This is a genomic window from Streptomyces sp. NPDC058221, from assembly GCF_042882365.1.
Taxonomy (GTDB): domain Bacteria; phylum Actinomycetota; class Actinomycetes; order Streptomycetales; family Streptomycetaceae; genus Streptomyces.
In genome coordinates this window covers 53,029-80,002 of record NZ_JBHVWF010000021.1, presented here as the reverse complement: position 1 = coordinate 80,002, position 26,974 = coordinate 53,029, and the positions used below count along the sequence as shown (strand labels likewise).

At 69.3% G+C, this 26,974-nt stretch carries 20 protein-coding genes; 5 read left to right on the top strand and 15 right to left on the bottom strand.

The annotated features are described in order from the left end of the window. Positions 1-102 precede the first annotated feature (102 nt). The gene (locus tag ACFVW8_RS10085) at positions 103-2,223 is read right to left on the bottom strand and encodes a type IIA DNA topoisomerase subunit B (RefSeq protein ID WP_389688034.1); all 2,121 of its coding nucleotides are present in this window, start codon (positions 2,221-2,223) and stop codon (positions 103-105) included. Positions 2,224-2,661: 438 nt separating this feature from the next. On the opposite strand from ACFVW8_RS10085, the gene ACFVW8_RS10080 reads away from it, so the two are divergent. Beyond that, positions 2,662-2,895 (top strand): hypothetical protein, encoded by a 234-nt coding sequence (locus ACFVW8_RS10080; protein ID WP_024489001.1) that lies wholly within the window; start codon positions 2,662-2,664, stop codon positions 2,893-2,895. Positions 2,896-2,998: 103 nt separating this feature from the next. Here the strand turns inward: ACFVW8_RS10080 and ACFVW8_RS10075 are convergent, their stop codons facing one another. From ACFVW8_RS10075 to ACFVW8_RS10050, 6 genes are all read right to left on the bottom strand, one after another. Beyond that, complete coding sequence (locus tag ACFVW8_RS10075) at positions 2,999-3,829, bottom strand: S1 family peptidase (RefSeq protein WP_389688032.1); 831 nt, start codon at positions 3,827-3,829, stop codon at positions 2,999-3,001. 132 nt (positions 3,830-3,961) lie between these two features. Then, on the bottom strand, positions 3,962-5,512 hold the full coding sequence (locus ACFVW8_RS10070) for an RNA polymerase sigma factor (RefSeq protein WP_389688030.1): 1,551 nt from the start codon (positions 5,510-5,512) through the stop codon (positions 3,962-3,964). A 321-nt stretch (positions 5,513-5,833) separates the two neighbouring features. Continuing rightward, positions 5,834-6,721: a FadR/GntR family transcriptional regulator gene (locus tag ACFVW8_RS10065; protein WP_389688028.1), complete on the bottom strand. Its 888-nt coding sequence runs from the start codon at positions 6,719-6,721 to the stop codon at positions 5,834-5,836. A gap of 160 nt (positions 6,722-6,881) precedes the next feature. Next, positions 6,882-8,879: an ATP-binding cassette domain-containing protein gene (locus ACFVW8_RS10060; protein ID WP_389688026.1), complete on the bottom strand. Its 1,998-nt coding sequence runs from the start codon at positions 8,877-8,879 to the stop codon at positions 6,882-6,884. Positions 8,880-9,085: 206 nt separating this feature from the next. Beyond that, positions 9,086-9,850 (bottom strand): NUDIX domain-containing protein, encoded by a 765-nt coding sequence (locus tag ACFVW8_RS10055; protein WP_389688024.1) that lies wholly within the window; start codon positions 9,848-9,850, stop codon positions 9,086-9,088. Between the two features lie 288 nt (positions 9,851-10,138). Continuing rightward, a complete protein-coding gene (locus ACFVW8_RS10050) occupies positions 10,139-11,440 on the bottom strand; it encodes a DUF4192 domain-containing protein (RefSeq protein ID WP_389688022.1) in 1,302 nt (433 codons plus the stop codon). 111 nt (positions 11,441-11,551) lie between these two features. Between ACFVW8_RS10050 and ACFVW8_RS10045 the strand changes: the two genes are divergently transcribed. Then, the gene (locus ACFVW8_RS10045; RefSeq protein ID WP_389688020.1) at positions 11,552-13,723 is read left to right on the top strand and encodes a RecQ family ATP-dependent DNA helicase; all 2,172 of its coding nucleotides are present in this window, start codon (positions 11,552-11,554) and stop codon (positions 13,721-13,723) included. Between the two features lie 217 nt (positions 13,724-13,940). After that, complete coding sequence (locus ACFVW8_RS10040; protein WP_389688018.1) at positions 13,941-14,570, top strand: hypothetical protein; 630 nt, start codon at positions 13,941-13,943, stop codon at positions 14,568-14,570. Positions 14,571-14,656: 86 nt separating this feature from the next. Here ACFVW8_RS10040 and ACFVW8_RS10035 read toward each other — a convergent pair whose 3' ends face one another. From ACFVW8_RS10035 to ACFVW8_RS10025, 3 genes are all read right to left on the bottom strand, one after another. Continuing rightward, a complete protein-coding gene (locus tag ACFVW8_RS10035) occupies positions 14,657-15,262 on the bottom strand; it encodes a hypothetical protein (protein ID WP_389688016.1) in 606 nt (201 codons plus the stop codon). Between the two features lie 60 nt (positions 15,263-15,322). After that, positions 15,323-16,033 (bottom strand): ribonuclease HII, encoded by a 711-nt coding sequence (locus ACFVW8_RS10030; protein ID WP_389688014.1) that lies wholly within the window; start codon positions 16,031-16,033, stop codon positions 15,323-15,325. A 139-nt stretch (positions 16,034-16,172) separates the two neighbouring features. Further along, a complete protein-coding gene (locus ACFVW8_RS10025; protein ID WP_389688012.1) occupies positions 16,173-16,799 on the bottom strand; it encodes a TetR/AcrR family transcriptional regulator in 627 nt (208 codons plus the stop codon). Positions 16,800-17,051: 252 nt separating this feature from the next. Here ACFVW8_RS10025 and ACFVW8_RS10020 point away from each other — a divergent pair, with 252 nt between their 5' ends. Beyond that, positions 17,052-18,605 carry an MFS transporter gene (locus ACFVW8_RS10020; RefSeq protein WP_389688010.1) on the top strand — a complete coding sequence of 518 codons (1,554 nt, stop codon included), beginning with the start codon at positions 17,052-17,054 and terminating at the stop codon, positions 18,603-18,605. 134 nt (positions 18,606-18,739) lie between these two features. Here the strand turns inward: ACFVW8_RS10020 and ACFVW8_RS10015 are convergent, their stop codons facing one another. From ACFVW8_RS10015 to ACFVW8_RS10000, 4 genes are all read right to left on the bottom strand, one after another. Next, entirely contained in the window at positions 18,740-20,353 is a 1,614-nt protein-coding gene (locus ACFVW8_RS10015) for a DUF4153 domain-containing protein (protein WP_389688008.1), read from the bottom strand. Between the two features lie 414 nt (positions 20,354-20,767). Beyond that, complete coding sequence (locus ACFVW8_RS10010) at positions 20,768-21,664, bottom strand: ADP-ribosylglycohydrolase family protein (RefSeq protein ID WP_389688006.1); 897 nt, start codon at positions 21,662-21,664, stop codon at positions 20,768-20,770. 10 nt (positions 21,665-21,674) lie between these two features. Further along, positions 21,675-22,334 carry a histidine phosphatase family protein gene (locus ACFVW8_RS10005; RefSeq protein WP_389688004.1) on the bottom strand — a complete coding sequence of 220 codons (660 nt, stop codon included), beginning with the start codon at positions 22,332-22,334 and terminating at the stop codon, positions 21,675-21,677. A gap of 109 nt (positions 22,335-22,443) precedes the next feature. Further along, positions 22,444-23,049, bottom strand: a complete 606-nt coding sequence (locus ACFVW8_RS10000; RefSeq protein ID WP_389688002.1) for a YdbC family protein — start codon at positions 23,047-23,049, stop codon at positions 22,444-22,446. Between the two features lie 218 nt (positions 23,050-23,267). Between ACFVW8_RS10000 and ACFVW8_RS09995 the strand changes: the two genes are divergently transcribed. Next, positions 23,268-23,804: a TerD family protein gene (locus tag ACFVW8_RS09995; protein ID WP_389688000.1), complete on the top strand. Its 537-nt coding sequence runs from the start codon at positions 23,268-23,270 to the stop codon at positions 23,802-23,804. Positions 23,805-23,994: 190 nt separating this feature from the next. Here ACFVW8_RS09995 and ACFVW8_RS09990 read toward each other — a convergent pair whose 3' ends face one another. After that, positions 23,995-26,898, bottom strand: coding sequence for a vitamin B12-dependent ribonucleotide reductase (locus ACFVW8_RS09990; protein WP_389687998.1), 2,904 nt, complete (start codon positions 26,896-26,898; stop codon positions 23,995-23,997). Positions 26,899-26,974 lie beyond the last annotated feature (76 nt).

The window sequence follows — 26,974 nt, the reverse complement described above, 5'->3', positions numbered from 1 at the left end:
GTTCTGCTACTCCGACGCTACGGAAACGGCCAGGTCAGGGGATCGACTCAGGGGTTGATCGTGGGTGGAGCCGGTGTCGTGCGGCCCGGTCGGGCCCGGGACTCAGACGTCGATGCGCGAGCGGTCCAGGGTCGCGGCCGAGCTGGTGATGAATTCCTTTCGGGGCGCCACCTCGTTGCCCATCAGGAGATCGAAGATCTGCTCGGACGACTCCAGGTCGCCGATGTTGATCCGCCGCAGGGTGCGGAAGCGGGGGTCCATCGTGGTCTCCGCCAGCTGGTCGGCGTCCATCTCGCCCAGACCCTTGTAGCGCTGGATCGAGTCCTTGTACCGGACGTTCTTGCGCTGGAGCTCCAGCAGCCGCTGGCGCAGCTCGTTGTCCGAGTACGTGTAGATGTACTTGTCCTGGCCTTTCTTCGGCTGGACGAGCTCGATCCGGTGCAGCGGGGGCACCGCGGCGAAGACCCGCCCCGCCTCGACCATGGGGCGCATGTACCGCTGGAAGAGCGTCAGCAGGAGGATGCGGATGTGGGCGCCGTCGACATCGGCGTCCACCAGCAGAACGATCTTCCCGTAGCGGGCTGCGTCGATGTCGAAGGTCCGTCCGGAACCTGCTCCTATGACCTGGATGATCGCGCCGCACTCGGCGTTCTTCAGCATGTCGGAGACGGATGCCTTCTGCACGTTGAGGATCTTGCCGCGGATCGGCAGCAGAGCCTGGAACTCACTGTTCCGGGCCAGCTTGGCGGTGCCGAGCGCGGAGTCACCCTCCACGATGAACAGCTCGCTGCGCTCCACGTCGTCGCTGCGGCAGTCGGCCAGCTTCGCGGGCAGCGAGGACGACTCCAGAGCCGTCTTGCGGCGCTGCGCGTCCTTGTGCTGGCGGGCCGCGATCCTGGTGCGGGCGGCTGCCACCGCCTTCTCCAGAACCGCTCTGGCTTGGGCCTTCGCATCCCGCTTGGTCGAGGTCAGGTGCGCCTTGAGCTCCTTGGCGACGACGTTGGCAACGATCCGGTTGGCCGCCGAGGTGCCGAGCACCTCCTTGGTCTGCCCCTCGAACTGCGGCTCCGCCAACCGCACGGTGACGACCGCGGTGAGGCCCTCCAGCGCGTCGTCCTTGACGATGTCGTCCTCCGCGACGCGCAACAGCTTCGAAGAGCGGAGCACCTCGTTGACCGTCTTGGTCACGGAGCGTTCGAACCCGGACACATGGGTGCCGCCCTTGGGGGTGGCGATGATGTTGACGAAGGACTTCAGGTTGGTGTCGTACCCGGTGCCCCATCGCATCGCGATGTCGACGTTCAGTTCACGGGTGGTCTCGGTCGCCGTCATGTGGCCGCGCTCGTCGAGTACCGGCACGGTCTCCTTGAAGGTGCCCTGGCCGGTCAGACGCAGGACGTCGCAGACAGCCTTGTCCTGCGCGAGGTACTCGCAGAATTCGCTGATCCCGCCGTCGAAGCGGAAGGTCTCCTCGGTCTTGCCCTCGCCGTTCAGCCCCCGCTCGTCGCGTACGACGATGGTGAGGCCGGGGACGAGGAAGGCCGTCTGGCGTGCCCGCTGGTAGAGCGTGTCCAGATTGAGCTTGGCATCCTTGAGGAAGATCTGCCGGTCGGCCCAGTACCGCACCCTCGTACCGGTGCGTGCCTTCGGGACCCGCTTGCCCTTGAGCAGCCCGTTGGCCGGGTCGAAGGGGCTGTCCGGCCCCTGCTCGGTGAACATGCCGGGGACCCCGCGGCGGAAGCTGATCGAGTGGGTCGCGCCGTGGAGGTCGACCTCCACGTCGAGCCGGGCGGAGAGGGCGTTCACGACAGAGGCGCCCACGCCGTGGAGACCGCCGGAGGCGGCGTACGCGCCACCGCCGAACTTGCCTCCGGCGTGCAGCTTGGTCATCACGACCTCGACACCGGACAGGCCGGTCTTGGGCTCCGCGTCGACGGGGATGCCGCGGCCGTTGTCACGGACCTCGACCGAGTTGTCGTCGTGGAGGATGACCTCGATGTGGTCGCAGTGTCCACCGAGAGCCTCGTCGACGGAATTGTCGATGATCTCCCAGAGGCAGTGCATGAGGCCGCGGCTGTCGGTGGACCCGATGTACATCCCGGGGCGCTTGCGAACCGCTTCGAGCCCCTCGAGTACGAGCAGATGCCGCGCGGTGTAGTTGGAACCCTCTCGGTCTGCTCCGGTCAGCAGCGCAGTGGACGGCACGGACGTATCGGCGGTCACGCGGTTCGCTCCTCGCTGAATTTCATTTGGGGCCCAGTGGGTAACGGGCTCGGCTTCGGTCGCCGCTGAGAGCGTACCGAGGCCTGGTAGAGCGGATGTAACGCCACCCTCGGAGAACCCTCACACTAGTCCAGCCTCGCATGCACGTTCGATCTCTTGTCGGAGTGACGTGCACATCACGTTCCCTTCCAGGCATGAACCATTTAGGCTCCGGGCACGTCCTCATGAACAAGCCGGCAAGCCAGCCGGTCGGGCAGACCCACCAAGACAAGCAACGCGAAACCGTAGCGCTACGCAATACGGCACATTCGCCGCGAACCGGCAACAGACAGCCATCCTGAGAAGAAGTTTCGAAGAAAAGCCACGAGCGGGAACGTTTTCGGCCTGGTTGGATGTTGACCCTGGTACGACAGCTCGTCGAGCTAGAGAAGAGGCGACGTGACTACTGTTCTGACCCCCGCGAGCCCGCTGACCGCAGCAGACCGCTGTGACCGTTGCGGCGCCCAGGCATACCTGCGCGTCGTCCTGATCAGTGGCGGTGAACTGCTCTTCTGCGCCCACCACGGTCGCAAGTTCGAGCCGGAACTCAAGAAGATCGCCGCGGAAATACAGGATGAGACGGATCGACTGACGGCCGTGCAGGCCCAAGCCGCCGAAGAGGAACAACACTGACACCTCGCATCCACGACGAGCCAGGGGCCGGTCCCGGACCGACCGACGGGCGGCTCCCTCCACAGGAGGGAGCCGCCCGTTCTCGTGTCCGGAGCCGCAACGGTCAGCCGGCGTCCGCCATCCAGTCGATGGCGGCGGAGATCCGGGTGTAGACCCCGGGGCTCCCCGCCCGGCCGCACCCGCTCCCCCAGGACACCAGCCCCACAAGCCGCCCATGGGCCACCAGAGGCCCTCCACTGTCGCCCTGGCACGCGTCGTACCCGCCCTGCGGTTCGCCCGCACAGAGCATCGCAGAGGCCTTGTACGTGCCGCTCTTGCCGCCCGGGTAGGCCTCCTCGCAGGAGCTGTCCGGCAGAATGCTCACTTTCGCGGACCGGAGTGACGAGGCGTAGTCGCCGTTCCCCGTGGTGTCACCCCACCCGTAGACGGCTGCGGCGGTCCCGGCCTGGTACCCGGAGTCACCGGCTTGCGCCATCGGGATCACACTCCGTTCGGGCAGCGCCTCGGCGAGCGTCAGCACCGCGACGTCCCCGCTGTTCGTGGTGGAGTCGAATCCGGGGTTGACCCAGGTGCTGCTGACCGCGATCTCCTTGCCTCCGGAGCCGTTCAGCTCGTCCCGGCCGGAGATGATCCGCAGATCTCTCACCTGGTCGACATCGACACCGAGCGCCTCCCTGCTGAGGCAGTGCGCGGCCGTCAGCACCTTCTTCGGCCCCACCGCCACGGCGCCGCAGAACTGCCCGGCGCGGTCACCTCCGAACCGGTCACGGCTGGAGAGCGCCACGACCCACGGGCTGTCCTTGACGTGAGCGGGCTGGCCCCCGATGACAATGCTGTCCGCGACCGCCGGAGCGGGGGCTGCGAGCGGTATCACGGCCGCGGCGGCAGTAAGGGCTAGGGCCCCGGTCATGGCGCGGACGACGGTGCGGGACATGCGTACTCCTGACTCTGTGATGGGTAGTGCCTACCCAGAGTCATTGTGCTCACGCCGATCCGCACCCGCACAAAGATCGAGGGCCCGCATCCCTCAGGGGATCCGGGCCCTCGGTCCGTGTACTCCAGCGACCTAGTCGAGGTAGTCGCGCAGCACCTGCGAACGCGACGGATGACGCAGCTTCGACATGGTCTTGGACTCGATCTGACGGATGCGCTCACGCGTCACTCCGTAGACCTTGCCGATCTCGTCCAGCGTCTTCGGCTGCCCGTCGGTGAGACCGAAGCGCATGGAGACCACGCCCGCCTCACGCTCGGACAGCGTATCGAGCACCGAGTGCAGCTGCTCCTGGAGAAGCGTGAAGCTGACCGCGTCGGCCGGGACGACTGCCTCGGAGTCCTCGATCAGGTCACCGAACTCGCTGTCCCCGTCCTCACCCAGCGGCGTGTGCAGGGAGATCGGCTCGCGGCCGTACTTCTGGACCTCGATGACCTTCTCGGGGGTCATGTCGAGTTCCTTGGCCAGCTCCTCCGGGGTGGGCTCGCGGCCCAGGTCCTGGAGCATCTGGCGCTGCACCCGCGCGAGCTTGTTGATGACCTCGACCATGTGCACCGGAATACGGATGGTGCGGGCCTGGTCGGCCATGGCGCGGGTGATGGCCTGACGAATCCACCAGGTGGCGTACGTGGAGAACTTGTAGCCCTTGGTGTAGTCGAACTTCTCGACCGCGCGGATCAGACCGAGGTTGCCCTCCTGGATCAGGTCCAGGAAGAGCATGCCGCGGCCGGTGTACCGCTTGGCGAGCGAGACCACGAGACGGAGGTTTGCCTCCAGCAGGTGGTTCTTGGCACGACGGCCGTCCTCGGCGATGATCTCCAGCTCGCGCTTGAGCTTCGGAGCGAGCTTGTCCGAGTTCGCCAGCTTGTCCTCGGCGAACAGACCCGCCTCGATGCGCTTGGCGAGCTCGACCTCCTGCTCGGCGTTGAGCAGCGGCACCTTGCCGATCTGCTTCAGGTAGTCCTTGACCGGGTCGGCCGTGGCGCCGGCGACCGCGACCTGCTGAGCAGGTGCGTCATCCTCGTCGTCATCGGAGAGGACGAAGCCCTTGTTCTCGCCCTCGCCCTCCTCTTCCTCACCCTTGGCGGCCTTGACTTCCTCAGCGGCGTCGTCGCCGTCGAGGGCTTCGTCGTCCTGCTTGCCGGCCTTCTTCGACGCGGTCTTCTTGGCCGCCGTCTTCTTCACGGCGGGCTTCTTGGCAGCCGTCTTCTTGGCTGCGGCCTTCTTCGCAGGGGCAGCCGCGGCGGCGTCATCAGCCACCACGTCCACGGTCTCGGCCGACGGGGCGGCGGTGGCCGCGACGGTACGCGTCACGGTTGTCTTGGCCGCGACGGTCTTGGTGGCGGTGCGCTTGACCGGGCTCTTCGCTGCGACACTGCTCTTGCGGGCGCGCTTGGACGGCTCCGCGGCACTGACCATCAGCGTCACACCCTCTTCCTCGAGGATCTGGTTGAGGCTGCGCAGAACGTTCTTCCACTGGGTTGGCGGAATCTGGTCAGCCTCGAAGGCCCGACGCACGTCATCGCCGGCGATCTGCCCATCAGCCTTTCCCCGCTCAATGAGCGCCATCACAGATTCGGACTCGGCGATCTCCGGCGGGAGCGTACGGGATGTGCTGGCCGACACGAACAACCTCTCGGAACGATGGAAACGGCTTCCGGCCCGGCCCCGGAGAGGGCTGAACCGACGACCGTCGGCTGGGAATGTGCCGACGGCGCGGGCTATGCCTCAGAACTGCACAGCGCACTGAATGGCTGCTGTATTCCTTCCGCGACGGTCACCTCTTAAGTCATCGTGCTGTTTCGAGGAGTGTTACGCCCAATCCGCGTGGCCCGAGTCACACCTCATATCCGACGAACGCGACCAGGGGCAACATCCCCCCACAATTGTGCCGCCGGACCATGGAGGTCCGGCGACACATGGCTCGTACGCCCGACCGGGCCGCGCTCAGTGCTCGCGCGGCGCCGGTACCACTCGCTCCACTTCGAGGTGGACCACGAGCAGTTGACGCATGGCCGCTTCGGCGCCCGCGGAATCGCCGGACGCGAGGGCGTCGACGATCCGCGCGTGGTGGCCCAGCGATGCTTCATTGGGGCGGTCACAGCCGGTGACCGGGCCGCCGGAGACGTGCAGGGCGGCGGAAACGATGCCGGAGAGGTGCTCCAGCATGCGGTTGCCCGCGGCCTGGATGAGCAGGGCGTGGAACTCCGTGTCGGCCCGGGCGCAGGTGATCACGTCGCCCTGTCCGAGCGCGTGCCCCATGATCTCGACCATGTCGGTAAGGCGCTGCTGAAGATCCTCACGGCCATGACCCGCGGCGAGACTGGCGGCGAGAGGCTCGATCGTCCACCGGAGCTCGCTCAGCTCGCGACGCTGATCATCGCGCTGCGGTCCGAAGGCACGCCATTCGATGATGTCGGGGTCGAGCAGATTCCAGTCACTGACGGGCCTGACCCGGGTCCCCACATTGGGCCGGGCGCTGACCAGCCCCTTCGCCTCCAGCACGCGCAGCGACTCCCGCACCACGGTGCGGGAGACCTCGAATCGCTGCCCGATCTCCTCCGGCACCAGGGGGCGGTCCGCGCCCAGGTCACCGGAAACGATCATCTGTCCCAGCTGCTGAACAAGTTGGCCGTGCAGGCCTCGGCCACGGCTGGCCGATCCCCGGCGGCCGACCCTGCCGAGCTCGCCATCGGGGCCGTTCCAGGAACGAGTGGCGGCACGCTCGCCGGCCGGTGCCTCCGCATAGGGGTAGCGGTCTAGTTCGCCCGGGCCGGCGAGGCCGGAGTCGGCAGTGCGGGCGGCGGTCATCATGGTGTGCGCAAGGGTACTCACGCATCCTTTGTCGGCGCGGCTCAGCCACCCCTTGAGGTCTTTGGTGAAAAGCACACGAAAGGGTGATCGGCACCCGCTTACCAATTGACGCCTTATTGGTATAAAAGGGGCATTTCAAATGGAGTTGTGGGACTTACGGCGGCCCGGCGGCCTCGCGCGATCACCAACGAACCCTCCCGCGAAGGCTGGTGAACAGATATGCGCAGATGAGGACCGACAACGACAGGGTCAGCGCAGTGCCCACGGGATGAGCCACCACCCGCAGCACCGCCAGCACCCAGCGGTCCGTCTCATGCGGCCACTGCAGCCAGGCCAGGTCCCGCAACCGGCCGGGAAGTCCGGTCATCGAACGGGCGGTCGGCGCCTTCGGCACCCTCTCAACTAGCGGAACCATCAGCACCGGTACGGCGAGCACCGCGGCCACCCCCGCCGCCGTCACCCGGAAGATTCCGGCGGCCAGCAGGCCCGCCCAGGCGCATCCGACGGTCAGGCCCGACCAACTCACGGCCAGCGACATCACATTCGGCGGGATCCGGATCAAGTCGGCGCCGTACACGAGGCGAAGAGACGCCGCCGAGGCCAGCACGACAAGCAGCGAGAGCAGCAGAGCGACGCCCGCGGACACCGCCAGCTTGGCCAGGAGCAGCCCGAGACGGCGGGGCACACCGCCTCGGCCGGCGGCGAGCGCGGGGTAGCGGAACTCGTCGCCGAAGGAGAGAGCCCCGAGCAGTCCGGCGCCGAGCGCGGCGGGCGGCAGCGGGAGCAGAGAGGGCCAGGCGGCGAGCACGTTCGGCAGGGGGGTACGGCCGTTGCGGGCGAGCAGGACGGAGAGACCGGCCGAGGCGACCAGCGCGACGGCCATGATCAGGGTCGTGGTCCTGACCCCGAAGAGCCGGCGCAGTTCATAACGCACCGGGCGCAGCGGACCGCGGGCGGGACGACGCCTGATCGGCGGCGGAAGCACCGGCCCGGCGGCGTTCCCGGCCATTTTCCCAGCCGTGTTCCCGGCCGTTCTCCCGACTGCGCGCGCCGTGGCCCCGGACGCGGGCCCGTCGGTACCGACCGCGGGCTCGTCGGACCCGGACGCGGGCCCGTCGGACCCGGACGCGGGCCCGTCGGACCCGGTCACCGGAGTGGCGGCTTCTGGAGCTGCGTGGCCGCAGCCCGAGCCGGAGCCGGAGCCGGTAACGAGAACGGTGTCGCCGGTCCGGCCGTTGCCGCCGACGGGGCCGGGGTCACCGACGGGCCCAGGGCCACAGACCGGGACGGTGTCACGGACCCGGCCGGTGTCACCGACCTCGTCGGCGAGCTGGTGGACGGGGAGCCCGTGCCGGAATGCCGTGTCGCCGATCTCCGCGCAGCTGCTGCCGTACACGGAGAGCCTGCTGCTGCTCGCCTCGGTGACGACCTCGACAGAGCGCCGGGCCGCCCGCGCCTCGCGGCTGACCAGCGCGGCGAGGCGGGCGGCGTGCGGAGTGCGGACGGCGACGCGGGGGCGCAGACGGGTGCGGGCGAAATCGGCACCGTCCTGGTCCGCGACAAGCCGTCCACCGTCGATGGACACCACTCGGCCCGCCGACCGCGCCGCCTCCTTGGGGTCGCTCGTGGTGTACAGAACGACGCCGCCCCGGGCAGCATGGGAACCCAGCAGCCCGTGCATCCAGTCGGCCTCCCGCGCAGCCAGGCCTTCCGTGGGTTCGTCGAGGATGAGCGCGTGCGGGTCACCGAGCAGCGCGCAGGCGAGGGCCAGCCTGCGGTCCATGCCGTGCGAGAGCGAGCCGATGCGCTGGTCCCCCAGCCCGGCGAGCCCGACGGTGTCGAGCAGTTCGTCGGCCCTGGACGCCGGCACCCCCGCCGCGGCGCAGAGCATGCGCACCTGCCCTCGGGCCGTACGGACCGGGTGGCCCGGGACATCCCCGAGCAGCACCCCCACCTCGCGGGCAGGGTGTGCGACACGGTGCAGCGGTCTGCCTCGGAAATAGGTGATCCCCCGGCCCGGATCCAGTTCGAGCATCAGCCGCAGCGCTGCGGTCTTGCCGGATCCCGGCGGGCCCAGAAGTGCGGTGACGCAGCCGGAGCCGGCTTCGAACGTGAGGTCGTCCACGGCGGGCGGAAGTCCGCGGTGGCGGGCGCTGGTGAGTCCGATGGCCTGGAGCATCGCTTCTCTCGCAGGAGGTGAGACCGCTCAACGGCAGTGGGTACCGCAGAAAGATAACCCGACATATCCGACTTTTTGCGCAGCCCGGATCTGTGGGCGCTCCGGCCGCCTCCGCGCACGGCCTCCTGACGGCCCTCGCCAGCGGCGCGCGAGCAGCATCCGCCGCATGACTCCGCACCCCGGGAGGAACTACCGCTGAGGCGGGATCAGACCTCGGGCCGGAGCATCGGCGGGTTCAGCACGGTGGCCGAGCCGGACCTGAAGAGCTGGGCGGGACGGCCTCCCTGCCTGGTGGTCGTCCCGCCGGCGGGGACCAGAAAGCCGGGAGTCCCCGTCACCTTGCGGTGAAAATTCCTCGGGTCGAGCACCACGCCCCAGACCGCTTCGTACACCCTTCGCAGCTCCCCCACCGTGAACGCCGGCGGGCAGAACGCAGTGGCCAGCGAGGAGTACTCGATCTTGGAACGGGCTCGCTCCACGCCGTCGTCGAGGATCCGCGCGTGGTCGAAGGCCAACGGTGTCCGGTGCTCACCGTCCCGGCCGTATCCGCCCTCCGGCCCGAGCAGATCCTCGACGGGTGCCCAGCGCGCACTGTTCGCATCCCCGCCCGCCCGGGGAGCGGGCAGATCAGGAGCCAGGGCGAGGTGGGCGACGCTGACGACCCTCATCCGCGGATCGCGCTCAGGGTCGCCATAGGTGGCGAGCTGTTCGAGGTGGGCGCCGTTCCCGACAGCCGGGGCAGCCGGATCCTGCGCGGCCAGCCCCGTCTCCTCGACGAGCTCACGCGCCGCGGCGGCACCGAGGTCCTCATCAGCTTTGACGAAGCCACCGGGCAGCGCCCACCTGCCCTGGAAAGGCGACTCACCTCGGCGGACCACCAGCGCACAGAGCGCATGACGGCGCACCGTGAGCACGACCAGGTCGACGGTGACAGCGAAGGGCGGAAAGGTCGACGGGTCGTAGGGCGGCATGTCGTGATCATAGTCGTCTGCCTGACGATAAACACTCCCTTCAGCACGCTCTTCATCCGCCCCTGCACCCGCGACGGTCTGCCCCCAGCCACACCCCGCCCCGCGTTCCCGGGCTCATGGTCACCCGCACCCGGGAATCACCGCAGCGTCACAGCACCGCTCACAGCGACACGGCTACGCCTTGCTCATCGCCGCACTTCTGGACCGCGCCCGGCACTTCCGGGACCTCTGCGCCCCCGCTCCGGCAGAGGGGCTCCGGCGGGGCCCGGAGCCTCACCGCAATCGCCGTCATCGGCGGGCCCGGCTTCCCCGGCGGCCCTGAGCCCGCGGGCGTCCGGTCCGGCGCCGGCCCGTCACCGTTCCGGGCGTGACCGATGCTGTCTGCGTCCCACGGCGCCCGCCGCCCTGCGCCCGGACGGAACGGGCCCCCGCGACCCGTCCCGTCCGGTGGCCGCGCCGCGCCGTCCTCGTGGTGCGCTCGCCGCGCAGGCAGCGGCGCAGCGTCTCCGGATCGAGGCCCTGGTTGCAGGCCTCGTGCAGGAGCTGGGCGAAGGTGTAGCCGGGATCCAGTCGCAGGGCGAGGCCCAGCGCGACCCGTGCGGCCGGTTCGTCGCCGGTGGACCACGCGACCCATCCCGCCAGGGTGAGCGGCGCCGCCGCGTGTTCCTCGTACGGCGCGACGCAGCGGCGGGCCAGCGCCCGCCACAGCCTCAGCGCGGACTCCGCCTCGGGCCCCTCCATCCATTCCGCGGCCCTGTCGCGGGTCTCCCGGTCCTGGAGCCCCAGAATCACCGCGGCGGCCTCCTCGTGACCGATCAGCCGGTCGTCGTTGAGGTCGGACAGCGAGGGCATGGCCGCCGGCGCCTCCCCGAGGCGCGTCATGAGCCGTCGGGCGAGCTCCAGGGTCGAGCCGCCGACCTCCCTGCGGCCTTCCTCGTCGAGCAGCTTCGGCAGCAGCGTGGCCCCCGCCGAATCGAGCGCCTGCTGCTGCTCCGTACCCACCGTGGCCGTCAGAGGCGCCAGTCGTGCCTCCATCTCACGCAGCGATCCCCGCACTTGAATGCCTGCGTAAGTCGCCGCCGCCGCCATGACCGAGGTGCCGGGCATGGCCAGCGGGTTGCCCTCGGCCGGGCAGCACCGGGCGTCGGGGCAGCAGTAGGACCAGTAGCGGTTGTCGGAGATGCAGAGCGCTTCGAGCACGGGCACGTCCAGTGCGCCGCACGCGGTGCGCAGCCGCTGGGCGAACGGCCGCAGACGCTCCATGGTCTGGTTGCCGGTCTCGCCGTCGGCGGGATCCTGGCAGAGGAAGACGACGATCGCGTCGGGCCGGTCGCCCCGCCGCTCACTCCCCTTGATCAGGCACTCGGCAAGCTGCCCGGCAACCGACGGCCACTCCTGCGAGGACCGCGGAATGCCCAGCCTGAGCCGCCCGCCGAAGCGGCCCCGGCCGCCGTGCAGGGCAACCATGACCACGCTGTCGTTCGGATGGAATCCCATGAGATACGGGAGGGCGTCGGCCAGCTCCGCTGGGCCTCGCAGGGTGATCTGCTGCTCGTCGGACGGACCGGTGGATTCGTGGCGCTTGTTCATGGGATGACCGTCTCGTGCCGGACGAGAATCCGCGACCCCCTGTGGATAAGTTATCCACAGGTGCCGCGCGGTCGTTCGCGGTTTGTCGTACCCATCGGGTTGCATGGGGGCATGACCAACGCAGATCGCGCAGAGCTCAGGGCTTCGGCCGACTCCGTACTGGCCCGACTCGTCGGGGACGCCTCCGGCACCGCCCGGCTGCGCGAGGACCAGTGGCGGGCCATCGAGGCACTGGTCGCCGACAAGCGCAGGGCACTGGTCGTCCAGCGGACCGGCTGGGGCAAATCAGCCGTGTATTTCGTCGCCACCTCGCTCCTGCGCGCTCAGGGCAGCGGCCCGACCGTCATCGTCTCGCCCCTGCTGGCGCTGATGCGCAACCAGGTCGCGGCCGCGGCCCGGGCCGGGATCAGCGCCCGCACGATCAATTCGTCCAACACCGAGGAGTGGGACACCGTCCAGGCCGAGGTGGCCGCCGGGGAAGTGGATGTGCTGTTGGTCAGCCCCGAGCGGCTCAACAATCCCGATTTCCGGGACCAGGTCCTGCCCAGGCTCGCCGCCGCGACCGGGCTGCTCGTGGTCGACGAGGCACACTGCATCTCCGACTGGGGCCATGACTTCCGCCCCGACTACCGGCGCCTTCGGACCATGCTCGCCGATCTGCCCTCGGGCGTACCGGTGCTCGCGACCACCGCCACCGCCAACGCACGCGTGACCGCGGACGTCGCCGAGCAACTGGGCACCGGAGCGGGTACGGACGCCCTTGTGCTGCGCGGTCCGCTGGACCGGGAGAGCCTCAGCCTCAGCGTGCTGCAGCTTCCCAACGCCGCCCACCGGCTGGCCTGGCTCGGTGATCATCTCAAGGAGCTGCCCGGCTCGGGGATCATCTACACCCTGACGGTCGCCGCGGCCGAGGAGATCACCGCCTATCTCCGTCAGTGCGGGCACACCGTGGCCTCCTACACAGGCCGCACGGAGAACGCCGACCGGCAGCAGGCCGAGGACGATCTGCTGGCCAACCGCGTCAAGGCGTTGGTGGCAACCTCCGCGCTGGGCATGGGATTCGACAAACCCGACCTCGGTTTCGTCGTGCACCTGGGCTCGCCCTCCTCCCCCATCGCCTATTACCAGCAGGTGGGGCGTGCGGGCCGAGGCGTCGAGCACGCGGAGGTGCTGCTGCTCCCCGGCAAGGAGGACGAGGCGATCTGGCAGTACTTCGCCTCGGTCGCCTTCCCTCCGGAGGAGCAGGTCCGGCGCACCATCGACGCGCTCGCCCAGGCCGGCCGGCCGCTCTCGCTGCCCGCCCTGGAGCCACTGGTCGACCTGCGGCGCACACGTCTGGAGACGATGCTCAAGGTGCTCGACGTCGACGGGGCCGTCCGCCGGGTCAAAGGCGGCTGGGTCGCCACGGGTGAGCCCTGGGTCTACGACGCGGAGCGCTACGCCTGGGTCGCCCGCCAACGGGCCGCAGAACAGCAGGCGATGCGCGACTACGCCACGACGGACGGCTGCCGGATGGAGTTCCTGCGCCGTCAGCTGGACGACGAGGAGGCGACCGCCTGCGGCCGCTGCGACAACTGCGCCGGGGCACGCTTCGACCAGGCCGTCTCCGCAGCAGCCCTGGACACCGCTCGGGGCGAGCTGGGGCGGCCGGGTGTAGAGGTGGAGCCCCGCAAGATGTGGCCGACCGGGCTCGCCGCGGTGGGCGTCGACCTCAAGGGCCGTATCCCCGCAGGAGAGCTGTCCGGCACCGGACGCGCGCTGGGCAGGCTGTCCGACATCGGCTGGGGCAACAGGCTGCGCCCCATGCTGGCGCCGCAGGCCCCGGACGGACCGGTACCGGACGATGTGGTCGACGCCGTGGTCACCGTGCTGGCCGACTGGGCCAAGGGGCCCGGGGGCTGGGCCTCCGGCACGGCGGACGCCGTGCCCCGGCCGGTCGGAGTGGTCACCGTGGCTTCGCACAGCAGGCCGCAGCTCGTCCAGTCGCTCGGCAACCGCATCGCGGAAGTCGGGCGAATGCCCTTCCTCGGCAGCGTCGGACATGCCCCGGAGGCCGACGGGATCCGGATCTCGCAGACCAACAGCGCGCATCGCGTCCGTGCGCTGCACGAGACGCTCGTCGTGGGACCCGAGCTGGCCGATGCCCTGACACAGGCGCACGGCCCCGTGCTGCTCGTGGACGATCTCTCGGACACCGGCTGGACGCTCGCCGTGACGGCCCGACTGCTGCGACGGGCCGGGGCAGACGCAGTGTTTCCGCTGGTCCTCGCTGTTCAGGCGTGACGGGTGGCGTCATCCGGTGGTCGACTGGGCATGGATATCCATGTCATTCCGGCTGATTACCGTCAGCTGCGCCAATTGCTCGTTGCCGCCTGCCGATACGCCAGGAAGAATTGGACTCGCTCCCCGCACAGTCCTTTCGCGGCCCGGAAGGGCTGTGCCGCGGCGCCCCCTCACCCGACCCTGCCCGCATCGTGGGCGCGTATGCGAAGGGAGGACCGTGACCTTCGGATTCGCTCCGTCCGCAGCCACTTCGATGTCGGCAGCCGCCGACTCCGCCAACCGGCTTGCCCGGATGCTCGAACCGGCCGAGTGGGCCGCGGCGGGCATACCGCTGCTGCGTAACCCGCGCGAGGTCGTCAGCGGCCTGCACGCCAGGCACCGGCCGACTCCGGCAACCGCCGTCGTCGCCGTGCTCGATCACGAGGAACGCCTGAAGGCCAGCGCCTCGTTCGCCCGTCGCTCGGTGACGGCGGACGGCTGGGAGTTCCGTAACTCACTGCTGGCGCATCTGCGCCGGGTCATCCCGCATGATCTGCGACGCCGCACACCCGTCCGCACCGCGGTGCTTCTCTACTGCCGCGAGGGCGACGAGCGCTGGACGGAGGAGGACGGTGCGTGGATGTGGGGGCTGCGGGATGCCTGCACCCTGCACGGCCTGCGGTGCGGCGCGTACATCACCCTGACCCGCGGCGGCTGGCAGGTGCTGGGCGAGGGACGGGGCGGCCGGCGCCCGAACTCCACATCGCAGCCGGCCTCTCTCGCCGACACCGCACTGGACCATGATCCGGCCCCTCTGCGTACCGGCGGCGGGGCGGCACAGGCTCTGCACCGCAGCGCTGCCCGCTGAAACGGGCACGGGCCCGGCTGCCATCGAGGGCAGCCGGGCACCGCTTTGCCGGGCAGCCGGTCACTGCGGACCGGTTCGCGCTGCAGTCAGACGCCCGCGCCGAGCACCGCGTTGACCCGCTGCGGATCGCCGCAGACGATCAGCAGGGCTCCGGCGCACCGCTGGGCGGTGGACAGCGCGCGGGCGGCGTCGTCGTCGACGGCACCGTTGACCGCGATGATCACCACCGGCCGGGCCTTCACCCGGTCCGCGGATGCGGCTCCGGAGAAGAACACGTCGTCACCGGCCTCGTGTTGGGCCCAGTAGGCGGCCTCGCCGAAGGACAGCTCGTGGGTCGCCCAGGGGTGGTGCTCACCCGTGGTGAGCACCAGGATGTCGCCGGGTGCCCGACCTGAGTCGAGCAGCAGGTCCAACGCCTCGTCGGCGGCGGCGAGCGCGCCGTCGGCCGGGGCGGGGATCAGCTGGAGCTGTGGCGCGGAACGATTCTCCGGCGGTGCGGCCTGGGGCCTGCCGGACGTGGGGTGCGGGCGCTGCGCCGGGGGCGCTGGCCTCGCAGGGCCGGGACCCGGGTGACCGGGGCGCGGCGTGGCCGCTGAACGCGGACCGGGTACGGGACGAGGGGTCGACGCGGATGTGGCGCGGGGACCCTGGGCGCTCTCGTGAATCTGAGGCTCCTCGGGGATGAGAGGCATGGGTGATTGTCTATCAAACGCCGACGCACAAGACATCGGCGGGTAGGCACATGTGTGCGATCAGAAATCGAAGCCGAGCTGGCCCCCGCTTTCCAGTGCGGCCGCCTCGGCGGAGAATCGGACCTTCTTGAGGTGCTGCCACCTGGGCAGCGCGTCGAGGTAGGACCACGAGAGGCGGTGGTGGGCCGTGGGCCCACGCTCCTCGAGTGCGGCCCTGTGCACGGGGGACGGATAACCGGCGTTGGCGGCGAACGCGAAGTCCTCGTACTCACCGGATTCCGCGCCGAGTTCGGCCATCACCGTGTCCCGGCGGACCTTGGCGATCACCGACGCCGCGGCAACCGCGACGCAGGACTGATCCCCCTTGATGACGGTACGGACCCGCCAGGGGCTGCCCAGGTAGTCGTGTTTGCCGTCCAGGATCACCACGTCGGGCCGCACCGGCAGCGCCTCCAGGGCACGGACGGCGGCGAGGCGGAGAGCGGCGGTCATCCCGAGCGCGTCGATCTCCTGCGGCGAGGCGTCGCCGAGTCCGTACGCGGTGACCCAGCGCTCCAGCAGCGGCGCGAGTTCCGCGCGGCGCTTGGGGCTGATCAGCTTCGAGTCGGTGAGTCCGGGGGGCGGCTTGCGGAGACCGGTGACGGCGGCGCATACAGTGACCGGCCCCGCCCACGCTCCGCGCCCGACCTCGTCGACACCGGCGACGGTTCTGGCACCGGTGGTGGCGCGCAGTGAGCGCTCGACGGTGTGCGTGGGTGGTTCATACGGCATGGCGCCAGCAAGCGTACGCCGATGCGGCCGCCGACAACACCCCGGGGCATATCCGGGCCGCCGCCGGCCGGCGGCGCACCGGGGGACGGATCACGTCGCCGTCACCGATCGGCGACCCGGCGTCGGCCGGCACGAACAGTCAGCGGCCGCCGGAGCCGTAGAACGGCATCGCGACCTGATCGATCAGCTCGGCGATGTCGCCGTCGCTCCATTCACTGCCGCACACCTTGCTGCGATACATCATCATCGCGGGGATCACGTCGAAGGCCAGCCCGCGCAGCGCATCGGAGCGGACCTCACCGCGGTCGACCCCACGGCTCACCACCTCCCGGATGAGGTCCCTGGACGGTCCGATCACGCCGCTCAGGATCACCGCCTGGAACCTTTCGGCCGTACTCGCATCACATTCGTGAAGAACCGACCTCAGCGCGGAGCCGGACTTGGAGAGCATGGCGTCACGCAACGTGCGGCACAGCTGGTAGAGATCGTCACGGATGTTGCCGGAGTCGGGCGCATCGCCGATGGGAGGCAGCGCACTGCGCAGCGCCTCCGCGACCAGATCCTCCTTGGAGGGCCACCGCCGGTAGACCGCAGCCTTTCCGGTCTGGGCACCGGCCGCGACCCCCTCCATCGTGAGCCCGTTCCAGCCGACCGTACTCAGCCCTTCCAGAGCGGCTTCGAGAATCGCACGCTCCAGCACGGGACCGCGGCGGCGAAGGGACACCACCGGCGGCCGGGCGGCGGCTGCCGATCGCGAAGTAACCATGAGCTTCTCTCCATCGAATCAGTTGCGGCGCGCCCGCCCGCGCCCGACCGGCACTCGGGCGCGGGCGGACGCGGCGGAACAGGGCACGGGGGGACCGGCCGGGACCGAGCAGTTCCCGGCCGGAACGGCAGCTCCGGACGCGACCGGTCAACAGTGGATCCAGTGAACGCTTGCGTTCACTGAAGGGGACTCACTACCGTTGACGGGACAGTGAACGGATCCGTTCACTAATTCACTTGTGGGGGAACCATAGTGACAACCTCTCAGTTAGAAGCGCGGAGCGCACCGGGCCAGGCGAGCCGGCAAGGTCGTTCGGGTATCGCTCTGACCGTCATCGCCGCCTGTCAGTTGATGGTTGTGCTCGATGCCACGATCGTCAATATCGCGCTCCCGCACATCCAGAATGCCCTGCGCTTCTCGACGACCGATCTCTCCTGGGTCCTCAGCGCCTACACGCTCACCTTCGGCGGGCTGCTGCTGCTGGGCGGCCGCGCCGGTGACATCCTCGGCCGCCGCAGGGTCTTCATGGCCGGAATCCTGATCTTCACGCTGGCCTCGCTGCTCGGCGGATTCGCCCAGGAGCCCTGGCAGTTGCTCGCAGCCCGCGCGCTCCAGGGAGTCGGGGGCGCGATTGCCTCACCGACCTCACTCGCCCTGATCACCACCACGTTCCCGGAAGGGCCCGAGCGAAACCGCGCCTTCGGTGTCTTCGCCGCGGTGTCGGCCGGTGGCGGTGCGATCGGGCTGCTGGCAGGCGGCATGCTCACCGAGTGGCTGGACTGGCGGTGGGTCTTCTTCGTCAACGTGCCGATCGGCGTGCTGATCGCCGTACTTGCTCCGATGTTCATCAACGAGTCGGAGAAGCATCCCGGCCGCTTCGACATATCGGGAGCCCTGACCTCGACCCTCGGCATGGCCTCCCTCGTGTACGGGTTCATCCGGGCATCCGAGCAGGGCTGGAGCGACTCTCTCACGCTGAGTTCGTTCGGCGCGGCCGTCGTTCTGCTCGCCTCGTTCGTCCTCATCGAGATGCGCGCCAGGGAGCCGATCACCCCGCTGCGGATGTTCGCCGACCGCAACCGCTCCGGAACGTACGTGATCATGCTCAGTCTGGCCGCCGCCATGCTCGGCATGTTCTTCTTCATCGTGCTGTTCGTGCAGAACGTACTGGCCTACAGCCCGATCGAATCGGGCCTGGCCTTCCTGCCAGTAGCCGTCGCCATCGCCATCGGGGCGGGACTGTCGCAGCGGTTCCTTCCGGTGCTCGGACCGAAGCCCTTCATGGTCACCGGCTCGGCCCTCACGGGTGTGGGTCTCGGCTGGCTCACGCTCATATCCTCCGACAGCTCCTACCTGGCAGGGGTGCTGGGACCGATGCTGCTGTTCGGCTTCGGCATGGGGCTGAATTTCGTGACGCTCACTCTCACCGCGGTATCCGGAGTCGCTCAGCACGAGGCGGGGGCGGCGTCCAGCCTGCTCAACGCGAGCCAGCAGGTGGGCGGTTCACTGGGGCTCTCGATCCTGGTCACGGTCTTCGGCACGGCAAGCCGCAATGAGGCGGAGAAGCAGGTTCCGCAGTTCCTGGCGAAGGCCTCGCCCGAACAGAAGGCGCAGTTCGCCAGGACCCGGGAGCTGCCGGGGAGCTGGGGCCACCAGGTACTCGCCCAGGGCATCTCGACCGCGTTCATCGCCGCGGTGGCCATGGCTGCCCTGGCGCTGCTGACGGCTGCGCTGGTGATCCGTGTGCGCAAGAGCGATCTGGACGCGCTGAGCGGCAAGGCGTCGGCGGGAGGTCCGGCCGTGTAGGGCACGGCCCCCGCGCCGCCATCCGTACGGATGAGAGAAAACGCCGGACAGCTGTGGCCCGTCCGGGACCAGGTACCCGCGTACCGAATTCCCAGGACAGGTCTCAGCCACCCGGACGCACGGATCGCTCCGGATCAGTAGGGGTCGTACGGGTCGTACGAATCACCCCCGTCGCCGCCGCGTTCACTCCCCTCACGGTCCGATCCCGGCCCCGGGCAGTTCCGTGCCTGAGCATCGGGATCCCAGTCGCCGAGGATGTCCCTGGCCCGCGCTTCGCCCCAACTCGTGGCGTACCAAGGTGCGTCCGAGTCCCTCAGTGTCAGCTGGATTTCGTAGAGGGCGCAGGAACGCAGCGGCTCCGGCAGGGTGTCCAGGGCCGGCACGGCGTCGGCGGAGAGGCCACGGAGGTACTCGATGTCGATCGAGTGGTCGTCGCGGTACCGCTGGACGTTCTGTTCGGCGATCAGGCCGTCCGGTGAGACCAGCCCGAAGACCAGTACGCCGACGGCCGCACTCGCCGCGACGGCGCGGGGAAGCAGCTTCGCGCCGAACACCCCGGCCGCCATGATCAGCAGGAGGATCACACCCAGCCAGAGCTCCACTGCCGCCACGGAGATGCGCAGCCGGGTCAGACCGTACGCATCGACGTACAGATCCATGCGCCGCAGCGCGGAGGCGACGACAACGAGGGTGAGCAGACACAGCGTGCCGAGCACGGACCGCACGAGCGTACGGTCGCGCGCTCCTCCGCGCGGTGCCCAGCGCAGCGCGAGGGCGATGACCAGCAGCGTGAGCAGGGTGGCCCAGAGCAGCTGCCAGAAGCCCTCACGGGCGTACTGGGCGTAGCTGAGATCGGTCTCGGCCATCACCTTGTCGTATCCGCCGAGCAGCACCGTGAGCTGAATGGCGAGGAACCCGGCGAAGAGCAGGTTCAGGACGATCAGGGGCAGCGCCCATTCCAGCCGCCCGCGTGCCTTGCCCGCCCGTACGATCACCTCGTCCCAGCGCACCGGGGCCACGGCGGTGTACGCGGCGGCGAGCGCACCCACGAGCCCGGACGCGCCGAGAAGCAGCCGCCATGGGCCCTCCCCCACCGACACGTCGGGGATCAGACTGCCGAGCACGTCGGCGAACGCGGCATCGGCGCTCGCGAAGAGCGCTCCGAACACGATGAGCAGCACCATCGCGGCGGCGGTGGAGCGGAACGCGACGCCCCAGCGCCCCCGGGAGCCGGCCATCCGGTCGCGTACGCCACGGCCGGCCCAGCCCAGTGATCCGGCGACGGATGTGAAGAGCCCCACCGAGCCGAGGAATATCCCGAGCCAGCTCCGGTTGCCGTGCAGGGCGAGCGAGCTCAGTGCCACGGCGGACACGACGGCGAGGAAGACCGGCCAGCCCGCGTCCCGGAGCGCCGGAACGACGAGGAGCGCGAGGCCGCCCACCGCCCAGACGGCGGTCCATGGGCGCAGCCGGCGACGGGCCGCCCGTGCGGCGAAGTACGCCGACAGTGCCGCCGGAACCGCCACGACGAGCAGGTTCGGGCCGATCCCGTCGCCGAGCAGCAGGACGCTGAGCAGCGCGGTGGCCAGGGCCGACCAGAGCGTGGCCCCGGGCACGGCCACCGGGTCGGCGGGCCTGAGCCGTGTGAGTACGGAGGGCTGCGGGCGGGTGTGATGCCCCCATGTGGAGGGCGGCGGCTGCGGAGGCCTCCGCTGCGCGTAGGCAGGCACCTCCGGAGGCTCCGGCACGGGGTCGCTCCCGTCCTGGACGCCCACTCGCGGCGCACCGGCCTGCGCGGGCACCTGCGCAGGCTTGGCACCCGCGCTCCGGCCGGCACGGGCCCGGACACCGAGGCCCCGGGCTTCTCCGCCCCGGCCGCCGGTGCCTGCTCGGCAGACGCCGGCGGCCCCGAGGCAGGCTCGGGCTCAGGCCGGGATGATTCTGAACGGTGATCGTGATCGGACAACGGGACCCCTCCCCCACCGAGGTCCGCCACGCGAGCCCTGGGCAGCGCGCCGCCCCCCGGCGTCTCATTCGGTGCGCGCCCGTCGTAATGATCACCGAGGGCGGCGTGGCCGAAAGAGTAACCTCCCGCTTCCGCCATCGGCCGAACGGGAAACCGCTGTGGCAGGACCGTGACAGTCGGGTGCGGCGCGCCGCCTCTACCGTGCCAGCCAGCCGGGGAGCTGTTCCGTCCGCGTCACCCAGTCCGCAGGCGGCGCGCCCGCCGTACCGGCGGCGACCACCCCGCCGACGATGGCGCAGGTCGTGTCGACGTCTCCGCCTGCCTGCGCGGTCACCCAGAAGGCCTGTTCGAAGTCGCCGAGGCTGCGGGCCGCGGACCAGAGGGCGAACGGGACGGTGTCGTGCGCGCTGGTACGGCGGCCGTTGCCGAGAACTGCTGCGACCGTACCGGCGTCGCGGTAGTCGAGCATGTCGCGGGCCCGGCGCAGCCCGGCGCCGACCGCGCTGCGCGGTACCAGCGCGATGACGCCGTCCAGGAGGTCCGCCGGTTTCGGCGGGCCGGTGGGCGAGGCCACGAGCGAGGCGGCCGCCGCCACGGCCATCGCACCCACGACGGCCTCCCGGTGCTGGTGTGTGGTGTACGAGGAGATCTCGGCCTGGTGCGTGGCCTGCTCCGGGTCGTCCGCGTACCAGGCACCGAGCGGGGCGATACGCATCGACGAGCCGTTGCCCCACGAGCCCTGGCCCTTGAACAGCGCGGAGGCCAGCTCCCGCCAGTCGCCGCCCTCCCGGACCAGCCTGAGCAGGCGGTTCACGGCAGGGCCGTATCCGCGGTCGAAGTCGTGGTGCTCCGCGAAGGAGCGGGCGAGTGCGTCCTGGTCGATACGGTCGTGCTCACGGAGCACGGACAGGACCGAACAGGCCATCTCCGTGTCGTCGGTCCACTGCCAGGGGCCCGGGGGCACGGAGCGGTCCTTCAAGAGCGGATAGTTGGCGGGCACAAAGAACTGGGAGCCCAGGGCGTCTCCCACGGAGAGGCCACGCAGGCTGGCAAGGGCGCGGTCGAAGCGCTGGTCGGAAGCGGATTCGGTCATCGCCTCCACTCTATCCGGTGATCCCGTACGGCTCAGGGGTACGCCAGCGCTCGAACGGCCGGTCAAGCGTGTAACGCCCGTCCTTGCCCAGCACCAGCGTGCGGGACTCGCCGTTGCCAGGATTCGAGAGAGATTCGAATTCGGCCACCGACCAGTGGAACCAGCGCATGCAGAACAACCGCATGGTGAGGCCGTGCGTGACGAGCAGGACGTTCGGCGGATGGTCCGGAGCCTCGAAACTCCGGTACAGGCTCTCCAGGAACGCCCCCACCCGGTCGTACACATCCGCTCCGGACTCGCCCTGCGCGAATCGGTAGAAGAAGTGCCCGTAGGCATCCCGGTACGCCTTCTGCAGCCTCACGTCGTCGCGGTCCTGCCAGTTCCCCCAGTCCTGCTCGCGCAGCCGCGGTTCCTCCCGCACTCGCACGGTCTCCAGGTCCAGGCCGAAGGACCGATACGTCTCGTGCGTGCGGCGGTAGGGCGAGACATACACGCTGACCTGCTCGCCTTCGAAGAGCTCGCGCAGCCGCACGCCCGTCTCGCGGGCCTGCCGCAGCCCTGTCTCGGTGAGCCTCAGCGCATGGTCGGGCTCGCGCTCGTACACCGTGTCATCGGCATTGCCCTCGGACTCGCCGTGGCGGACGAGGACGATGCGTTGCGGTCTTGCCATGTACCGACCCTAGATCGAGTCGACACTGTTCGAGCAGCTGTCCGGATTTCGACCGCCGCATGTCGCAGCCGAAGCGGAAGCAGCCGAAGCGAGAAGCGGCGCCCGCCCGTCACACCGTCCACGACGGTTCGAGCTGCACGACGTCACCGGCGAGCGCCGCGACATCGTCCTCGGTCTGCGCGCGCTGCGAGAGCCGTTCGACGCTCCCCTCCCGGTACTTGCCGCGTTCGGCGCTCGATTGCCACATGGAGAGGACCAGGAACTCATGACCAGGCGCTTCTCCGAACACGCCCCGCAACATCCCGGGCGATCCGGCCATCGCCGGGTTCCATACCCTCTGTTGCATCAGCGCGAAGTGCTCGACCCGGTCCTCGTGCACCCGGCTGTGCGCCACCCTGAGGACGTCCGCGTCGGTGAACCCCGGTTCGAAGCCTGTCTTCACGTCGAAGCGGTACTCGAACAGCTTGACCTGAATGTCGTTGCAGGTACCGGACTGCGCGGCGGCCAGGGCGTCGTGCCCGCGCGCCATGAACGAGTCGTAGAAGACCCGGTTCTCCCAGAACGCGAAGACATGCGCGACGTCCGGCCGCCCACGGCTCCAGCCACCGCCCTGTCCCCTGAACCCCGGCTCACCCAGCAGCCCCGCCCACTTCCGCTGCCCGCGCTCAAAACCACGACGGTCGACCACATTGCAGCGAATCCACTTGACCAGCACGGCCCCATCGTACGGGTGCCGGGCGTGGCGTGGGTCACGCTCCGGTTCAGTGCACCGGAACCGGCCCCGGGATAATGACCAACACGGCCTCGGCACGCTCTCGGCGGTGGCCCGAATCAGCTGCCCGCTACCAAGCCTGTTGGTTCCACGGACAGTTACGGACATGATCGGGTGATAGAACCGGAGCGACGGCCCCGCGCGCGAAGGAGGCAAGTCCGATGAGCACGCCCAACAAGGACATCGACAAGGTCGAGGTCAGGCTCAAGTGGGACCCCAGTTCTCAGGGCGAGCCCCCCAACGACCTCGACATCATCGCGGCAACCTATTCGACGGAGGAGCCGTACGGCAGCCCTGCGTACCTCGTGCACTTCGACAGCCGTGCACCCGACGGGACCATCACGCTCGACCGGGACAGCCGGACCGGCCAGGGCCTGGGTTTCGACGAGGTGATGACGCTGGAACTGGACCGGCTGTCGGACTCGTACACCCGGGTCGTCGTCGGTGTGGCCATTCAGCAGCGTGACGGCCGCAAGACCTTCGCCGGTGTGGAGAACACCGTGGTGCAGATCCTTGAGGGGTACAACAGCCTTTCCGAGGACGACTTCGCGGCGGTCGGCGCCGCGACGGCGGCCGTCGTCGCCGAGTTCGTCCGGGACGGCACGGGAGTCTGGCGGTTCCACGACGGGGTCCGGGGCTTCGACGGGGACGCGGACTCGTTCGCCGCGACCATGGGAGGCCGCCCGCCCGGGGTATGACCGCCCGGACGCCGGGATCGGTCTCGGCGGCACTCTCTTCGGACAGCTCTCTTCAGGCAGCGCTCTTCGGACAACCCTCTTCGGACAGCGCGAAGGGCGCCGACCTGCTGTCGGCGCCCTTCGTGACGTGCTGTTCAGGCGGGCCGGCCGCACCTGCCGAATGTTGCGGCAGATGCGGTTCCGCCCGGTTTCAGCTGCAGCCGCTGGTCGAGCCGCAGCCCTCGCAGATGTAGCAGGATCCGGCGCGCTGCATCTTCGTACCGCAGGAGAAGCAGAGCGGGGCGTCCGCGCTGATGCCCAGCTGCATCTCGACGAGCTCCGCCGAGGTGTGCGCCGCCTTCGGGGCCGGGGTTCCGGCCTCCTGCACGGGGGCCACTGCCTTCAGCGGCTCCGTGCGCGCCGGAGCCGACGGGGTCAGGCTCTCGGCGGCCAGCTGCTCCTCCTCGAACGACGGCTCGTACGAACCGGTGTCGAGGTGGCGCTGCCGCTCCTCGGCGGAGTGGATCCCGAGGGCCGAGCGGGTCTCGAAGGGCAGGAAGTCGAGTGCCAGACGACGGAAGATGTAGTCGACGATCGACTGCGCCATCCGCACGTCCGGATCGTCCGTCATGCCGGCCGGCTCGAACCGCATGTTGGTGAACTTCGAGACGTACGTCTCCAGCGGAACGCCGTACTGCAGACCGACCGAGACGGCGATGGAGAAGGCGTCCATCATGCCGGCGAGGGTCGAACCCTGCTTGGACATCTTCAGGAAGACCTCGCCGAGACCGTCGTCCGGGTAGGAGTTGGCGGTCATGTAACCCTCGGCGCCACCCACCGTGAAGGAAGTGGTGATGCCGGGACGGCCCTTGGGCAGACGCTTGCGGACCGGACGGTACTCGACGACCTTCTCGACCGCGGTACGGATGGTGTCCTCGGCCTTGGCCGTGACCTCGTCCTTCTTCTCCTCCCACTTCTTGGTGGAGAGGGGCTGGCCGACCTTGCAGTTGTCGCGGTAGATCGCGAGCGCCTTGACGCCCAGCTTCCACGCCTCGAAGTAGACCTCTTCGACGTCCTCGACGGTGGCCGTCTCCGGCAGGTTCACCGTCTTGGAGAGCGCGCCGGAGATCCACGGCTGGATGGCCGCCATCATGCGCACGTGGCCCATCGCGGAGATGGAACGCTCGCCCATCGCGCAGTCGAAGACCTCGTAGTGCTCGGCCTTCAGGCCGGGGGCGTCGATCACGTTGCCGTTCTCGGCGATGTGGTCGACGATCGCCTCGATCTGCTCCTCCTGGTAGCCCATGCGACGCAGGGCCTGCGGGACGGTGCCGTTGACGATCTGCATCGAGCCGCCGCCGACCAGCTTCTTGAACTTGACCAGGGCGAGGTCGGGCTCGAGGCCGGTGGTGTCGCAGGACATCGCGAGGCCGATGGTGCCGGTGGGTGCGATGACCGAGGCCTGCGCGTTACGGAAACCGTTCTTCGCGCCGAGGCGGACGACGTCCTGCCAGGCCTCCGTCGCGGCGGCCCAGATCTGGTTGTCGAGGTCGTCCCCGTGGACGGCCACGGCGTTGGCGTCGGCGTGCTGCTTCATGACGCGCTGGTGCGGCTCGGCGTTGCGGGCATAGCCGTCGTACGGACCGACGACCGCTGCCAGCTCGGCGGAGCGCTTGTACGAGGTACCGGTCATCAGCGAGGTGATGGCTCCGGCGAGCGCACGGCCGCCGTCGCTGTCGTACGCGTGGCCGGTCGCCATCAGCAGGGCGCCGAGGTTGGCGTAGCCGATGCCGAGCTGGCGGAACGCGCGGGTGTTCTCACCGATCTTCTCGGTCGGGAAGTCGGCGAAGCAGATCGAGATGTCCATCGCGGTGATGACCAGCTCGACGACCTTGGCGAAGCGCTCGGACTCGAAGGACTGGTTGCCCTTTCCGTCGTCCTTGAGGAACTTCATCAGGTTCAGCGAGGCCAGGTTGCACGAGGTGTTGTCCAGGTGCATGTACTCGCTGCACGGGTTCGAGCCGTTGATCCGGCCGGACTCGGGGCAGGTGTGCCACTGGTTGATCGTGTCGTCGTACTGGATGCCGGGGTCGGCACAGGCCCAGGCCGCTTCGGCCATCTTGCGGAAGAGGGACTTGGCCTCGACCTCTTCGATGACGTCACCGGTCATCCGGGCGCGCAGCCCGAACTTCCCGCCGGACTCGACGGCCTTCATGAACTCGTCGTTCACCCGGACCGAGTTGTTCGCGTTCTGGTACTGGACGGACGTGATGTCGTCGCCGCCCAGGTCCATGTCGAAGCCCGCGTCACGCAGGGCGCGGATCTTCTCCTCCTCCTTCACCTTGGTCTCGATGAAGTTCTCGATGTCGGGGTGGTCGACGTCGAGAATGACCATCTTGGCGGCACGGCGGGTGGCGCCACCGGACTTGATCGTTCCGGCGGAAGCGTCGGCGCCGCGCATGAAGGAGACCGGACCGGAGGCGTTGCCACCGGAGGAGAGGAGCTCCTTGGAGGAGCGGATACGCGAGAGGTTCAGGCCGGCGCCCGATCCGCCCTTGAAGATCATCCCCTCTTCCTTGTACCAGTCGAGGATCGACTCCATGGAGTCGTCGACGGCCAGGATGAAGCAGGCGGAGACCTGCTGCGGCTGGGGCGTGCCCACGTTGAACCAGACCGGCGAGTTGAAGCTGAAGATCTGGTGCAGGAGGGCGTACGCCAGCTCGTGCTCGAAGATCTCCGCGTCCGCAGGAGAGGTGAAGTAGTTGAAGTCCTCGCCGGCCTTGCGGTAGGTCTTCACGATCCGGTCGATGAGCTGTCGCAGACCGGTCTCGCGCTGCGGGGTGCCCACGGCACCGCGGAAGTACTTACTGGTGACGATGTTGACCGCGTTCACCGACCAGAAGTCGGGGAACTCGACGCCACGCTGCTCGAAGTTGATCGAGCCGTCGCGCCAATTGGTCATGACGACGTCACGGCGCTCCCACGACACCTCGTCGTACGGATGCACGCCGGGGGTGGTGTGGATGCGCTCGATACGCAGGCCCTGCTTGGTCGCAGTCGACTTGGTGCCCTTACCTCGGGAACCTCGTGCCGGGCCGCTCGCCGTCTCTGTCATGCCGCCTCCCATATGTGGGCAAAAACGCCCTGAAGTGCCGAGAACTTCCCCGGGCACAGTCTGTGTCTGGTACTTC